The sequence below is a fragment of the Paenarthrobacter sp. NPDC089988 genome, from assembly GCF_044748465.1.
Classification (GTDB): domain Bacteria; phylum Actinomycetota; class Actinomycetes; order Actinomycetales; family Micrococcaceae; genus Arthrobacter.
In genome coordinates this window covers 213,558-226,757 of record NZ_JBIVGD010000003.1, presented here as the reverse complement: position 1 = coordinate 226,757, position 13,200 = coordinate 213,558, and the positions used below count along the sequence as shown (strand labels likewise).

The following is a 13,200-nucleotide window of genomic DNA, read 5'->3' as shown; positions in this document are numbered from 1 at the left end:
CCTTTGCTTAGGCCGGGACGGGTTCGGGACGTTGCCGGACCGTGCGTTGTTCGATGTCCTTGACCCGGTCGCTGGCCTGGACGAGCCGTTGGACGTAGACGCCCGGGGTGACAATGTGGTTGGGATCCAGCTCGCCCGGCTGCACGATGACCTCGGCCTCGGCGATGGTCACCTTGCCGGCAGTCGCGACGACGGGGTTGAAGTTCCGCGCGGTGTAGCGGTACACGAGGTTGCCGTCGGTATCCGCCGTGTGGGCGTGGACCAAGGCGATATCCGCGGTGATGGCCCGCTCGCGGACGTACGTGACGCCGTCGAACTCCTCATGGGGCTTGCCCTCTGCCACCAAGGTGCCCACACCGGTCCGCGTGTAGAACGCGGGAATGCCCGCGCCCCCGGCGCGCAGCCGCTCGGCAAGCGTGCCCTGCGGGGTGAACTCGACCTCGAGCTTGCCCGCAAGATACTGCTCGGCGAACAGTTTGTTCTCGCCCACATACGACGCAATAACCTTCCGGACCTGCCCGGCCTCGATCAGGACACCCAAGCCCTTGCCGTCGATGCCCATGTTGTTCGACACGATGGTGAGGTCCTTGGCGCCCGACTCACGGACGGCATCGATCAGGTCGGCGGGGATGCCGCTAAGGCCAAAGCCCCCGACGGCGATCGTCTGGCCATCTGCCAGCAGGTCCTGTAGTGCTTGGCTGGCTGTGGGGTGCAGCTTCGACATAGGGCGGCTCCTCATTGAGTATCCACTTTGTGGACTGGTTGTTCCTGGCTTCTGAGCCTAGGAGTGGTGCCTCTACTGGGCAAGGCCAGCCGGGCTCATTGGCTCATGCTGTGGACGATATAGTGGGAGGTGTCCATATTGTGGATGAATCTTTGGGAGTGATTGTGGCCGACCAGAAATCTGGGCCTGCAAAAGCGGTGGCGCCTTCAAAAACGCTGCCGTCGTCGAACCCGGTCCAGGGCGCCCAAGTGGTGGGCCGTGTAGCGGCGCTGCTTCGTTTGGTGGGGCGCAAGCCGGCCGGGATGTCCCTCGCTGGGGTTGTTCGCGAGTCCGGACTGACGCGGCCCACGGCCTATCGACTGCTCACGTCCCTGGCGGCGGAGGGCCTGGTGGAACACGAGGAAGCCACGGGAAAGTGGGTCCTGGGGCCGGAGGTGTTCCTGCTGGGTTCCGTTGCCGCGGCCCGTTTCCCCATGGAGGAACTTGCCCGGCCGTCCCTGCGTCGACTGGCCGCGGAAACCGGCGAGAGCGCGTTCTTTTCCATTCGCCGCGGCAACGAAACCGTGTGTGTGCTGCGGGAGGAGGGTTCGTTCCCGGTTCGGTCCTTCGTGCTGCATGAGGGCGTTCGTTTCCCCTTGGGCGTGGCTTCGGCGGGAACCGCGATCATGGCTTTCATGGATCCCGGAGAGCAGGGAAGTCTGTTGGAGGACTGGGCCGCGCATGCCGGGGAATTCGCCGTCGGGCATCCGGCGGACGTGGTCCGGGACAACCTGGAACGGACCCGGCTGGCCGGTTATTCGGTGAACCCCGGGCTGGTCCTCGAAGGAAGCTGGGGGATGGGTGCCGCGGTCTTCGACCGGCAGGGCCAACCGGCGTGGGCGTTGTCCTTGACGGGGATCGAGCCGCGTTTCCGTGGGGAGCGGCAGGATTTCCTGGGCAAGTTGCTCATGGCCGAAGCACACAGGATGACAGCGCGTTTGCAAGGGTCCACGCCCAACTGAGGGACAGCAAACGTTCCACTGACGTCCCAGTGGAACGTTTGCTGTCCCCTAGCTGGGTTCGTCAGGTGAGGTCCAGGCGCATCAGGACCCTCGGGAAGCCGTTGAGGACGGACGTGGTCTCGGCGACCTTCGTGAACCCGGCCTTCTCGAAGAGCCTCCGCGTGCCCACGTAGGCCATGGTGAGGTCCACTTTGCTGCCCCTGTTGTCCACGGGGTAGCCCTCGAGGACCGGTGCGCCGTACGCCTTGGCGAAGTCGATGGCGCCCTGCAGGAGGTGGTGTGAGATCCCTTTGCCGCGGTGTCCTGGTTTCACGCGGATGCACCACACTGACCAGACCTCCGAATCATCCACGTGGGGGATCTTCCGGTTCGTTGCGAAACTGGTGTCCGCGCGCGGGTGGACGGCCGCCCACCCAACTACCTCGTCGCCGTCGTACGCCAAAACGCCGGGAGGCGGATCCTCGGCGACGAGCACCTCGACGTATTTGCCGCGTTCCTGTTTCTGGAGGCTCTGGTTGAGCTTGGAGGGGATGCGGTAGCTAAGGCACCAGCACACGTTGGAATCGGGTTTTTTGGGGCCCACCATGGTCTTGACGTCGTCGAACACCGTGGCGGGACGGACTTCGATAGCCATCCGCCCATCCTGACATCGGTCACCTTGGCGCGCCAGAGCGGCGGGTCAGTACCTGAGGTCCGCCTGGACGGCGTAGTGGTCCGAGGGATGCACGCCAGCCACGGTTCCGGTGCCGAGAAGCGACGCCGCTACCGGATGACCGGCTCCTCCGCGCCTGGGCGTTGCGGAGAAGATGTAGTCGATCCGGCGGTCAGGCCACAACAACTGCCGGGCGGCCGCATTGGCGTTGGACCACGTGTGTCCCGCGCCGGAGCCGGCAACTTCCCACGCATCGTAGAAAGAGAGTCCCTTGGCCGGTGGTGCGGTACGTCCGGTCAGCAGACGCATCTCATCGCTGTCAGGATCGGCATTGAAGTCACCGGCGAGGATCAACGGGGTGCTCTCGTCTTGAGTTTCCTGGAGGTGGAGGCACAGTTTCCGGACGGCGTCCTGACGTTCCTGGCTTTGATCCAGCCACCACGCGTCCATCACGACGCCATGGGCGGAGAGCTCCCCGCGGGGTCCCTGAATGACCACGGAGAGCGCGCGCAGCTCCCCGAAAGTACGGCTTGCGCTCGCCGTGATGGGCCACCGGGAAAGAATTCCGACGCCGGACAACGCGGCTGGGTCTTCCTGGGCAGCAACTCCTGTGAACGAGTGATGGGGCAAGCCGAGCGGTCCTGCCAAGCGTCGGCATTGGCTGTCCTGGCCCCTCTGCCAGGACTCCGCGAGGACAACGATGTCCGGCTGGGCCTCCTTCAAGGCAGAGACGATGGCGGATTCCCTCTGCTCCCATGGACCATAAAGTCCCCACACGTTCCACGTGACGACACGGACACATGAAGTGATGAGTTCGCCGTAGAAGTGCGGAGGGATGTCCAACGCCATCCGCCCATCCTGTCACCATTCCAACGCGGGGGTCACTCACGGGCCTACTTGATCCCCAGGCGTTGGAAAAGTTTTTTGAAATCCCACCCATCCATGTGATCCCGCCCTCCGAATGGCTGGTGAGACACAAACTGCAGGTGAGGCAAAAGCGTCGCAGGCAGACCGTGTCCCACACCCAATGGATCCAACGCCCTGGTTCCACAAACAAGGAGAATGAGATGTTGTCCACAAAGCGCCCCGCCCTCGCCTTCGTTGGCCTCACTGCAGCCGCCCTTCTCGGACTCACGGCCTGTGGTGGTTCAGGTAGCTCCAGCTCTTCCGCGTCTTCGTCCGCCGCACCGTCGGCTTCGTCCATGGCGCCGTCGCCATCGGCTTCTTCCAGCTCAGCCATGGCCTCCAGTGCAGCCATGGACCCGGCCCGTGACCTGGTTGGCCCGGGTTGCGCCGGCTACGCTGCGCAGGTTCCGGACGGCGCCGGTTCTGTTGTCGGCATGGCGCAGGATCCCGTAGCTGTTGCCGCTTCCAACAACCCGTTGCTCAAGACCCTCACCGCGGCTGTCTCGGGCAAGCTGAACCCGAAGGTGGACCTGGTCTCCACCCTGAACGGCAGCGAATTCACGGTGTTCGCTCCGGTTGACGACGCCTTCGCGAAGATCGACCCCGCCACGATCGAGGCCCTCAAGACGGACGATGCCACGTTGAGCAAGATTCTCACCTACCACGTAGTCCCCGGCCAGCTGACCCCGGACCAGATCGTTGGAACGCACAAGACGGTGCAGGGTGGCGAAGTGACCGTTGCCGGCACCAAGGATGCTCTGACAGTTGACGGTGCCAACGTGATCTGCGGCGGCGTCCACACGGCCAACGCCACGGTCTACCTGATCGACACCGTGCTGATGCCCAAGTAGGCCTCTGGTCCATCAGCCTTAACACAACGCAGCAGGCGCCGGATATCCGGCGCCTGCTGTTGTGTTGTATGGGTTCTTCAGGAGGTCAGCGGCCCTGGCTTTGGAGGGCGGACGCCTGGCGGGCCAGTTCCGATATGGCTGTCCAATCCCTGGCTTCAACCAGGGAACGCGGGGTCAGCCAACTGCCGCCGACGCACGCCACGTTGGGCAGTTTCAGGTAGTCCGGTGCGGACTCCAGGCTGATACCGCCGGTGGGACAGAACTGGACTTGGGGGACGGGTGCGCCGATCGCGGACAGGTAGGAAGGTCCGCCTGCCGGTCCCGCGGGGAAGAATTTCATGACCTTCAAGCCGTGCTCCAGGACGGCCATGACTTCGCCAACCGTCGCGACGCCGGGAAGCAGCGGAACGTCCAGCGTCAGCATGTGGCGCAACAAGCCGGGAGTGACGCCGGGACTGACCAGGAAGCGGGCGCCTGCGGACACCGCGGCGTCGGCTTGAGCCGGGGTGAGGATGGTCCCTGCACCCACCAGGATGTCCGGCACCTCGTCAGCGATCAGACGAAGGGAATCCAGTGCTGTGCCGGTCCGCAGGGTCAGCTCAATGATGCGGATTCCACCATCCACCAACGCGCGGGCCAGGGGAACTGCCTGTGAGGGGTCTTCTATGGTCACCACCGGAACGACGGGGGAGACGGTCAGGACGGAGGCGGCGTCAGCCATGGAGGATCTCGTTTCCCAGGCCCGGGAGCCCGTGTTCGTCGATGACGGAGTACCAGTGTTCAAGCAGTGCGGCGAAACTGGCATCAGTTGCCAAGGCTTCATCGAAAATGCTTCGCACGTCCAGCAAGGTGTTGACCACTGCCCGCGCGGACAACTCCTGCGGCAGCGCGGCACGCAGTTCTGCCGCCAGGGGATCATTCAGGGCCGCAGCGGGAGTGATCGCGACGTGACGCATCCAGGCTGCCACGGCGAGCGCCGCCCAGCGTGGTGGGCGGCCGACGTCGAGGTTTGCCCTGACGGTACTGAGCAGCCGGAGCCCGATTTTCTGTGAACCGTCGCTGCCCACCTTCGCCGTGGTATGGCCCAGTGCCGGATTCGCGAAGCGGCCCAGCACCTGCTTGCAGTATGTTTCCCCGTCCAGGCCGTCCGGCAGGTGGAGGGTTGGCAGGACGTCGTCGAACATCATGCGTTCGCATGCGGCGCGGAAAGCGGGCTCGGACACGGCCTCTGCAATGGTTTCCTTGCCGACGGCCAGGCCGAGGTAGGCAAGCAGGGAATGGCTCGCGTTCAGCAAGCGGAGCTTCGCGGCTTCCCACCCGGGGACGTCGGTGCTGAAGACTGCGCCTGCGTCTTCCCACCGCGGGCGGGGACCGGCGAAGTTATCTTCGATGACCCATTGCATGAAGGGTTCGGCGACTACGGCGGCTTCGTCGCGGAGGCCCACTTCATGCTCGACGGCGTCAAGGTCGCCTGCTGTGGTTGCGGGGACCATGCGGTCCACCATGGTGCTGGGGAAGCTGACGTTGGAGGCGATCCACGCCAAGAGGGGTGCGCCTTCGGTTTCAGGAAGTGCCGTGGCGAAGGCGTGCACCAGCTTGTGCGTGAGTTCGCCGTTGCCGGGAAGGTTGTCGCAGGAAACCACGGTGATCGGCCCCGAGCCCAGCCGGGACCGTTCCTGCAGGCCCCGCACGATCTGGCCGATCGCGGTTTGTGGTGGATGTCCTGCGAGGTCGGCCTGGACCTGTTCATCGTCGAGGTTCAGCGAGCCGGTCTGGGGGTGTATCCGGTAGCCCTTTTCCGTAATGGTCAGGGTGATCACCGAGACCGAGGGCAAGGCGATGCGCTCAACGACTCCGGCGGGGTTGTCCCGCCCGGAAATGGCCTCGATGACGCTTGACACCACCCCAACAGGGACCGCGCCGCTGCCGCGTTCGGCCACAGTGAAGAGCCCGTCCTGGGGTGCGAGTTGTTGCACCACAGTGTCCGAGCGTTGCGTTACGCCGATGATTCCCCACCCCAGTTCGCCGGTGGATCGCATGGCTTCCTCGGTGAAGACAGCGGTATGCGCACGGGCGAAGGCACCGAGGCCCAGATGGACGATGCCGGGCGTGAGGGCCGAGCGGTCGAGGCCAAGCGGCCTATCGCCCAGGGAAGCGAGGCTCAGGCGCATACCGGTTGCCCCTCGGAGTGTGCTGTGGTCTGTTCGAATGTTGGGATGAAGCCCGTCCCGCCTTTGCCGCCAACCACCAGTGAGGCCGCAGCAGCACCGTAGCGCGCGGCCTGCGGCAGGGAATCGCCCAGGACAAGGCGGGCGGTGAGGGTACCTACGAACGCATCGCCGGCCCCGGTCTGGTCCACAACGGCAGGGGCCGGGACGGAGGGGACCCATTCGGACAGGCCGGGGCCTACCAGTTGGACTCCTTCCGCACCGCACGTGACTGCCACGTTGGCGGCGCCCAAACTGAGGAGCATGGTGGCCGCGTCCACAGCGGACGACGCTCCAAGCAGCGCGCTGGTTTCGCTGGGGAACGACGGCGTCACAAGGTGGGCCTGCGGTGCCAGCTCAGCCAGGGCTCCTGCGGCGGCGGATGCGGTGGTCAACCTTGGCCGGAAGTTGGGGTCGTAGATGAAGCGCTGGGCCAAGGATGCTGCCTTGAACACAGCGGTCCGTGAGGATTCGGAGATGGCGCAGGCAATTCCACCGGCCAGCACGGCACCCGCGGAGGCGAAGACGGACTCGTCGATGTCCTGCGGGCCCAGCGTGGATCCGACGCTCCCGGATCGGGCGTAGGAGAATTCACGCTGGCCCACCGGATCTGAGTGCACCAAGTACACGCCCTGCTGGCCCGGACGGAACTTCAGGAGATCCGTCGCAATGCCGAGTTCCGCGATCCTGGCCGCGATCGCCTTGCCGAGATCGTCGTCGGGCAGTACGGCGAGCAGCCCCGTGCGTGCCCCGGCGGCTGCGGCCGCAGCAGCGACGTTCAGGGCGTCACCGGAGCTGCCGAGTTGGGCCGGCACGCCGTGGCCGAACGGAACATCGGTGGCGACTTCCACCAGGATCTCGCCCATCACGACGACGTCGAACGGCTTGCGCTGCGGGTCTTGGTTCACAGGATTCACCAATCGTGGATCGAACCGTCGAGGCGGCGGTTGATGGGCAGGTATTTGGCGTCGAAGGGGTAGGCGGCGGCCGCTTCTTCGTTGAATTCGACGCCGATGCCGGGAGCGTCGCCGGGGTGCATGTAGCCGTCGCTGAAGGTGTAGGAGGTCTTGAAGACTTCACCGGCGGGATCGCGGTGGCCCATGTATTCCTGCACCCCAAAGTTGGGGATGCTCAGGTCCACGTGCAAGGCTGCCGCGAAGGAAACGGGTGACAGGTCGCCCGCACCGTGGGACCCCGAACGGACACCGTAGAGGTCGGCGAGAGAGAAGATCCGGCGAAGGTGGGTGATGCCGCCAGCGTGTGAAACGGAGGTACGGATGTAGTCGATCAGCCGTTCGGTGATCAGCTGCTGGCAATCCCAGATCGAGTTGAAGACCTCGCCCACGGCAATGGGCGTGGTGGTGTGTTGGCGGATCAGGCGGAATGCCGACTGGTCTTCTGCCGGAGTGGGATCCTCGATCCAGAACGGCCGGTACTGCTCCAGCGACGAGCCCAGGCGGCCAGCCTCAATCGGCGTGAGGCGGTGGTGGACGTCGTGCAGGACATGCACTCCGTAGCCGAACTGATCGCGGACGTGGGCCATCATTTTCGGTGCGAAGTCCAGGTACACAGAGGTTTCCCACGTGTCCTCCTGCGGCACATGGCTGCTGGCGGGCTCGTAGAGTTTCCCGTCCACCGGCGCAATCCCGTAGGTCTTGTCCAGTCCAGGAACGGCGGCCTGGGCACGGATGGCCTTGTAGCCCAGGTCCAGGTGGTGCTGGAAGTCGGCGCTGAGATCCTCCAGGGTGGTGCCGCTGGCGTGGCCGTAGACCATGACGCCCTCGCGGGCGGCACCGCCCAGGAGTTCGTAGACTGGCATGCCGGCGGCTTTGCCTTTGATATCCCAGAGTGCGACGTCGATCGCGGCGATCGCTGTCATGGTCACCGGGCCCCGGCGCCAGTAGGCGCCCTTGTAGAAGTATTGCCAGGCATCCTCGATCCGGCGGGCGTCGCGTCCGATCAGCAGGGGGCACAGGTGCTCCGAGAGATAGGACGCGACGGCGAGTTCCCGGCCGTTGAGGGTAGCGTCACCGATGCCGGTGATTCCGTCCTCTGTTTCAATAACGAGCGTCACGTAGTTCCGTCCCGGGGACGACACCACTACCCGTGCATCGGTGATTTTCACTGGTTGTTCCTCTTAGGTCGTGGCTATTTGAGCGAGCTGGTGCTCGGGTTGATGGTGTTGCCTGCGGTGGTTTCCTGGGGGACAGCCCACTCGGCGTACTCCTTGCCGCCACGTTGGCTGGGGGCGGTTTCGGGAAGGAACGCCAAGCAGATGACACTGACCAGGATCAAGGCCGAGACGTAGATGGCCACGCCTCCGATCGAACCGCCTCCGGCGACCAGCAACGCCGTCGCAATGACAGTGAACGGTCCACTGGCGATCATGGCCCCAAACTGCCAGACAATAGAGACACCGGTGTAACGGCCGCGTACAGGGAACAGTTCGGGGTAGTAGGAGGCCTGCGGTGCGTAGGTTCCTGCGTGTCCCAGTGCCAGGCCGGCCACGAGGATGGCCACGATCGGCAGGGTGTCCCCGCTGGCGATTGCGCCGAAGGCCGGCCAGATCAGCACCAGGTTGAGGATGGCTGCGCCGAGGAAGACCTTCTTGCGGCCAATCTTGTCCGTGATCCAACCCCACACCGGAATCATGATGAGTTCCACGACGATCGCGATGATGATGGCCTCCAGCACGAAGGCAGAATCATTGCCAAGGTTCTTCGAGTAGGCCACCAGGAACACGGTGTAGAAAGGGAACACTGCGGCTTCGACGAATTTCGATCCCATGCCGAGGAAGACTTCCTTGCGGCTCTGTTTGAATACGAGCTTCATGGGTGCTTGCTGTTGCTTGGCGTTTTCCTTCGCGGCCTTGAACGTTGCCGACTCATTCACCCGAAGCCGGATGTAGAGGCCGATGGCCACTACCACGATGCTGAGGAGGAACGGGACGCGCCAGCCCCAAGCAAGGAAGTCCTTCTCCGAGAGTTGGGTGGTGAGGAAGGCGAAGAGCGCGGACGGGACCAGGTAGGCGGCCGGGGATCCCATCTGGACCAGGCTGGCATAGAAGCCGCGCCGCTTTTGGGGTGCTGCTTCTGCGGTGAGGAGCACCGCGCCGCCCTGCTCGCCGCCCACGCCGAAGCCCTGGAGCAGGCGCACGAAGACCAGGATGACGGCAGCCCAGAGTCCGATGGTCTCGTAGGTGGGCATGAGGCCGATGGCGAACGTGCCGAGGCCCGTAATGAGCAGGGTCCAGACGAGTACCTTCTTGCGCCCGATCCGGTCGCCGATGTGGCCCCAGACGATCCCACCGAGCGGGCGGGCGAAGAAGCCCACCGCGTACGTGGAGAAGGCGGCCAGGGTGCCCACCAGAGGGTCGATGTCCGGGAAGAAGATCTTGTTGAAGACCAGCGCCGAAGCTGTTCCGTAGATAAAGAAGTCGTAGTACTCGGCCATGGTTCCGATGAAGGAGGCGCCCGCGGTCTTGCGGGCCTGCTTGGCATCGTGAACCGGCGGCGCAACGCTTTCGGTCATCATTTGCTCCTTTGCAGGCGATGAAGTCAGGGAGATTTTTATGGGGGAATGAGTGGCGGGCTTAAGGAGGAATCAGAGGCTTCCGAACCCGCGGTAATAACTACCATACAAGCACTACCATTCTAGTTTGTCAACGATGGCTTAGACTGGTGCTGTGGCTACCAAGAAACCGGAACCGGACCCCTCCGCCCCCCGTCTTTCTGTGCGGGACCGGACCTTGGATGTGCTGCGCCGCCGGATCATCTCCCTGGAACTGCCGCCCGGTTCGCCACTTTCGGAAAACGAGTTGGCGCAGGAGCTTGGGGTCAGCCGAACGCCTGTCCGCGAGAGCCTGATCCTCCTGCGGGAAGAAGGGCTCGTTGAGGTCTTTCCGCAGATTGGCTCGTTCGTTTCCCTGGTGGACCTGGCCCGGGTTGGGCAGGCGCAGTTCATCCGCGAAGCGATCGAATGTGCGTCGTTGGCCGATGTTGTCGCCGAGCCTTCGGGGATCGCCGGCCTCCGCGAGATCCTGCAGGCCCAATGGGATGCCGAAGCAGCCGGAGACATCGACCGGTTCTTCCGCCTGGATGAGGACTTCCACCGGGAGTTGCTGCAGCTGGCCGGCCACGAAGCCGCCTGGAATGCGGTCAATTCGGCCAAAGCGCACCTCGACCGTGCGCGTCGCCTGAGCCTCATCGACGCCGGACATGTCGCCACGCTCATCAAGCAGCACACCGCCGTCGTGGACGGACTGGAGAACAGCGACCAAGCCGCCGCCGACGCCTCGCTCCGCCTCCACCTTCGCGGTGTTTTCAAGGACATTGAACGGATCCAAGGGGCCACGCCCGAGCTGTTTTCCGATGGCTCCAAGCCGCGGGCGTCCCGCAGGAGCGTCGCCCGGCTTTCCTGAACTCCGGAAACAACAAAGCAGGCGCCGGATATCCGGCGCCTGCTTTGTTGTTCTGTATGGGTTCTTCAGAAGGTCAGCGGCCCAGGTCGCTGTCCACGTAGGAGCCCGTCCGCGAGTGCTCGGAGCCGCACGGGCAGCCGCCGATCAGTTCAATCCGGACGGTCACGGGGTTGGTGCCATCCACGGTGACGGACATCCGGTCCTTTGAATCATTGATCACGCGGACGGTGCTTGCCTCTACGGGGGTTTGGGGCATGGCGGTTCTACCTAACTGCTGGGTGGCTGGGGTTGGTTGTTTTCTGCCCGTGGGCTGTCGACTGTCGGAAGGCTGCCCGTGGGCGTGCCGCCGGGACAATCGGCGTCGGGGCATTTTTCGGCGCACTCGTGCCTGGTAACGAGATCGAACTGGACTCCGCGGTGTTGTTCCACGCCGGTGCGGATGGCCCGTTCCACCACGGAGGTGGCGAGCCGCCGGCGCAGGGAGAGTGGATCGCGCCGCAGGTCCTTGGCCAAGGCGAAGCAGAGCAGCAGCATCACGATGATGAACGGCAGTGCCGCCACAATGGTGACCCGTTGCAGCCCGGACAGGGCCTCGGAGGGTTCGTCACCACCGGCCAGGAGCATGACGGCGGCAACGGCGCCTGTGAGGCAACCCCAGAAGATGACCACTCCGCGGCGGGGATGTTCCGCACCGTTGGAGCTCAGGGAGCCCATGACGATCGAGGCCGCGTCTGCGCCGGTGATGAAGAAGATGGCCACGAGCGCCATGGCCAGGACAATGACGGCTCCCGTGAGCCAGTCCGGCATATGCAGGTTCTTCACGAGGTCGAAGAGGGCGCCATCGAAGTTGATGGACGGTGCGCCGTTCACCATGGTCACGAGTCCGGGGGTTCCGGCCCTGTCCGCTTCTTGCTGGACGTTGAACGCGGCGCCGCCAAAGATGCAGAACCAGACCACGCTGACGATGCTCGGGACCAGCAGCACACCGGTGACGAACTGGCGGATGGTGCGGCCGCGGCTGATGCGGGCAATGAACAGTCCGACGAAGGGCGTCCAGGAGATCCACCAGGCCCAGTAGAAGATGGTCCAGCTGGTCAGCCAACGGCGCAGCGCGTCGTCGCCTACGGCTTCGGTCCGCGAGGACATTTCTGCGAGGTCGCGGGCGTAGTCGCCGATCGAGGACGGGATGAGGTTGAGGATGAACAACGTGGGTCCGGCGACGAACACGATGACGGCCAGCACCACGGCCAGGACCATGTTGATGTTGGAGAGCCACTGGATGCCGCGGCTGATGCCGGACACTGCCGAGGCTACGAAGCAGAATGTCAGGACTGCGACGATGACCACCAGGATTGGCGTCCCCACTTCACCCATCCAGCCGTTGGACGTCATGCCGCTGCCGATTTGCAGGGCACCGAGGCCCAAGGACGCAGCGGTACCGAACAGGGTGGCGAAGATGGCCAGGATGTTGATGAACTTCCCTACCGGACCCTCAACCATGCGGATGCCGAACAGCGACGTGAAGGCTGCGGAGACCAGCTGCCGGCGTCCCAGCCGGTAGGTGCCGTAGGCCATGGCGATGCCCACCACGGCGTACATGGCCCACGGATGGAGTGTCCAGTGGAAGATCGAAGTGGCCATGGCTGTCTGGACGGCTGCTGGAGTGCGTCCATCCACCGTTCCCGGCGGCGGGGAAATGAAGTGGTACAGCGGTTCGGCCACACCGTAGAACATGAGGCCGATGCCCATGCCGGCGGCGAACATCATGGCCACCCAGGACACGGTCTTGTACTCGGGCTTTTCGCCGTCCCTGCCCAGCGGGATGTTGCCGAACTTGCCCAAGGCAAGCCACAGCACGAAGATCACGAACAGCGAGGCGAGCACCATGAACAGCCAGCCGGTGTACTCCATGACCCAACTGAGGGCTCCCTTGGAGGTATCGGACAGGCTGTCACGGCCAACGAAGCCCCAAACCACGAAGGCGACGGCGATGGCGCCCGTGATCCCGAAGGTGACTTTGTCGAGGGTAAGTTTGCGGTTCCGGCGGGCAGAGACGGCCTGCTCGGTTTTGGCGTGGCGCAGTTCTTCCAGGATCTGCTCGTACTCTTCCGAGTCGGGCAGGGATTCTGCGCCTCCGTCCTCAACGTCGAGGACTGCGGGGTTGGTTTCGTTGGGGGAGACGCTGAGGGCTTCCTTGGGCGTTTCCGTGCGGGTGCGGGTTTCTGTAGAGGGAGCATCGGCCGGCTGGTCGCTGGCCGGTAACTCCTCCGGTGTTAAGGGTTTGGTGCCACTGTTTATAGCCATGAGCGGGTCCTTTGCTCGGAATCATGGGCTTGCGTGTATGTGTGGATGCTTGGGCCTGGTTGGGGATCCCGGGCGTTCCGCAGTAATCAACAACATTCGCGGTAAGCAACAGAGTGCGCTGCATCACACCCAAAG

General features: G+C 64.3%; 13 protein-coding genes. 3 read left to right on the top strand and 10 right to left on the bottom strand.

Annotation, left to right across the window (positions count from 1 at the left end; all coding sequences use genetic code 11):
• Positions 1–7: 7 nt before the first annotated feature.
• On the bottom strand, positions 8–724 hold the full coding sequence (locus ACIPV6_RS06400; protein ID WP_400270065.1) for a CoA transferase subunit A: 717 nt from the start codon (positions 722–724) through the stop codon (positions 8–10).
• A gap of 248 nt (positions 725–972) precedes the next feature.
• On the opposite strand from ACIPV6_RS06400, the gene ACIPV6_RS06395 reads away from it, so the two are divergent.
• The gene (locus ACIPV6_RS06395) at positions 973–1,725 is read left to right on the top strand and encodes an IclR family transcriptional regulator (protein ID WP_400270160.1); all 753 of its coding nucleotides are present in this window, start codon (positions 973–975) and stop codon (positions 1,723–1,725) included.
• Between the two features lie 61 nt (positions 1,726–1,786).
• On the opposite strand, the gene ACIPV6_RS06390 is transcribed toward ACIPV6_RS06395, so the two are convergent.
• Together ACIPV6_RS06390 and ACIPV6_RS06385 are read right to left on the bottom strand one after the other, a co-directional pair.
• Complete coding sequence (locus tag ACIPV6_RS06390) at positions 1,787–2,359, bottom strand: GNAT family N-acetyltransferase (RefSeq protein WP_400270064.1); 573 nt, start codon at positions 2,357–2,359, stop codon at positions 1,787–1,789.
• A 45-nt stretch (positions 2,360–2,404) separates the two neighbouring features.
• A complete protein-coding gene (locus tag ACIPV6_RS06385; protein WP_400270063.1) occupies positions 2,405–3,226 on the bottom strand; it encodes an endonuclease/exonuclease/phosphatase family protein in 822 nt (273 codons plus the stop codon).
• A 218-nt stretch (positions 3,227–3,444) separates the two neighbouring features.
• On the opposite strand from ACIPV6_RS06385, the gene ACIPV6_RS06380 reads away from it, so the two are divergent.
• Positions 3,445–4,134, top strand: a complete 690-nt coding sequence (locus ACIPV6_RS06380) for a fasciclin domain-containing protein (RefSeq protein WP_400270062.1) — start codon at positions 3,445–3,447, stop codon at positions 4,132–4,134.
• Between the two features lie 85 nt (positions 4,135–4,219).
• On the opposite strand, the gene eda is transcribed toward ACIPV6_RS06380, so the two are convergent.
• The 5 genes from eda to ACIPV6_RS06355 are packed head-to-tail and all read right to left on the bottom strand — an operon-like array spanning position 4,220 to position 9,872.
• Entirely contained in the window at positions 4,220–4,855 is a 636-nt protein-coding gene (gene eda / locus ACIPV6_RS06375) for a bifunctional 4-hydroxy-2-oxoglutarate aldolase/2-dehydro-3-deoxy-phosphogluconate aldolase (RefSeq protein ID WP_400270061.1), read from the bottom strand.
• Positions 4,848–6,305, bottom strand: a complete 1,458-nt coding sequence (locus tag ACIPV6_RS06370; RefSeq protein ID WP_400270060.1) for a mannitol dehydrogenase family protein — start codon at positions 6,303–6,305, stop codon at positions 4,848–4,850. Before ACIPV6_RS06370 ends, eda begins: the two co-directional genes overlap by 8 nt.
• On the bottom strand, positions 6,296–7,207 hold the full coding sequence (locus ACIPV6_RS06365) for a PfkB family carbohydrate kinase (protein WP_400270159.1): 912 nt from the start codon (positions 7,205–7,207) through the stop codon (positions 6,296–6,298). The genes ACIPV6_RS06370 and ACIPV6_RS06365 overlap by 10 nt, the downstream gene beginning before the upstream one ends.
• Before the next feature lie 47 nt (positions 7,208–7,254).
• Positions 7,255–8,466, bottom strand: coding sequence for a D-mannonate dehydratase ManD (manD, locus tag ACIPV6_RS06360; RefSeq protein WP_400270059.1), 1,212 nt, complete (start codon positions 8,464–8,466; stop codon positions 7,255–7,257).
• Between the two features lie 23 nt (positions 8,467–8,489).
• Entirely contained in the window at positions 8,490–9,872 is a 1,383-nt protein-coding gene (locus ACIPV6_RS06355) for an MFS transporter (protein ID WP_400270058.1), read from the bottom strand.
• A 154-nt stretch (positions 9,873–10,026) separates the two neighbouring features.
• Between ACIPV6_RS06355 and ACIPV6_RS06350 the strand changes: the two genes are divergently transcribed.
• Positions 10,027–10,761 carry a GntR family transcriptional regulator gene (locus tag ACIPV6_RS06350; RefSeq protein ID WP_400270057.1) on the top strand — a complete coding sequence of 245 codons (735 nt, stop codon included), beginning with the start codon at positions 10,027–10,029 and terminating at the stop codon, positions 10,759–10,761.
• A gap of 73 nt (positions 10,762–10,834) precedes the next feature.
• On the opposite strand, the gene ACIPV6_RS06345 is transcribed toward ACIPV6_RS06350, so the two are convergent.
• Both ACIPV6_RS06345 and ACIPV6_RS06340 read right to left on the bottom strand, forming a co-directional pair.
• Complete coding sequence (locus ACIPV6_RS06345; protein WP_400270056.1) at positions 10,835–11,017, bottom strand: hypothetical protein; 183 nt, start codon at positions 11,015–11,017, stop codon at positions 10,835–10,837.
• Positions 11,018–11,028: 11 nt separating this feature from the next.
• The gene (locus ACIPV6_RS06340; RefSeq protein ID WP_400270055.1) at positions 11,029–13,065 is read right to left on the bottom strand and encodes a BCCT family transporter; all 2,037 of its coding nucleotides are present in this window, start codon (positions 13,063–13,065) and stop codon (positions 11,029–11,031) included.
• Between the last annotated feature and the right edge of the window lie 135 nt (positions 13,066–13,200).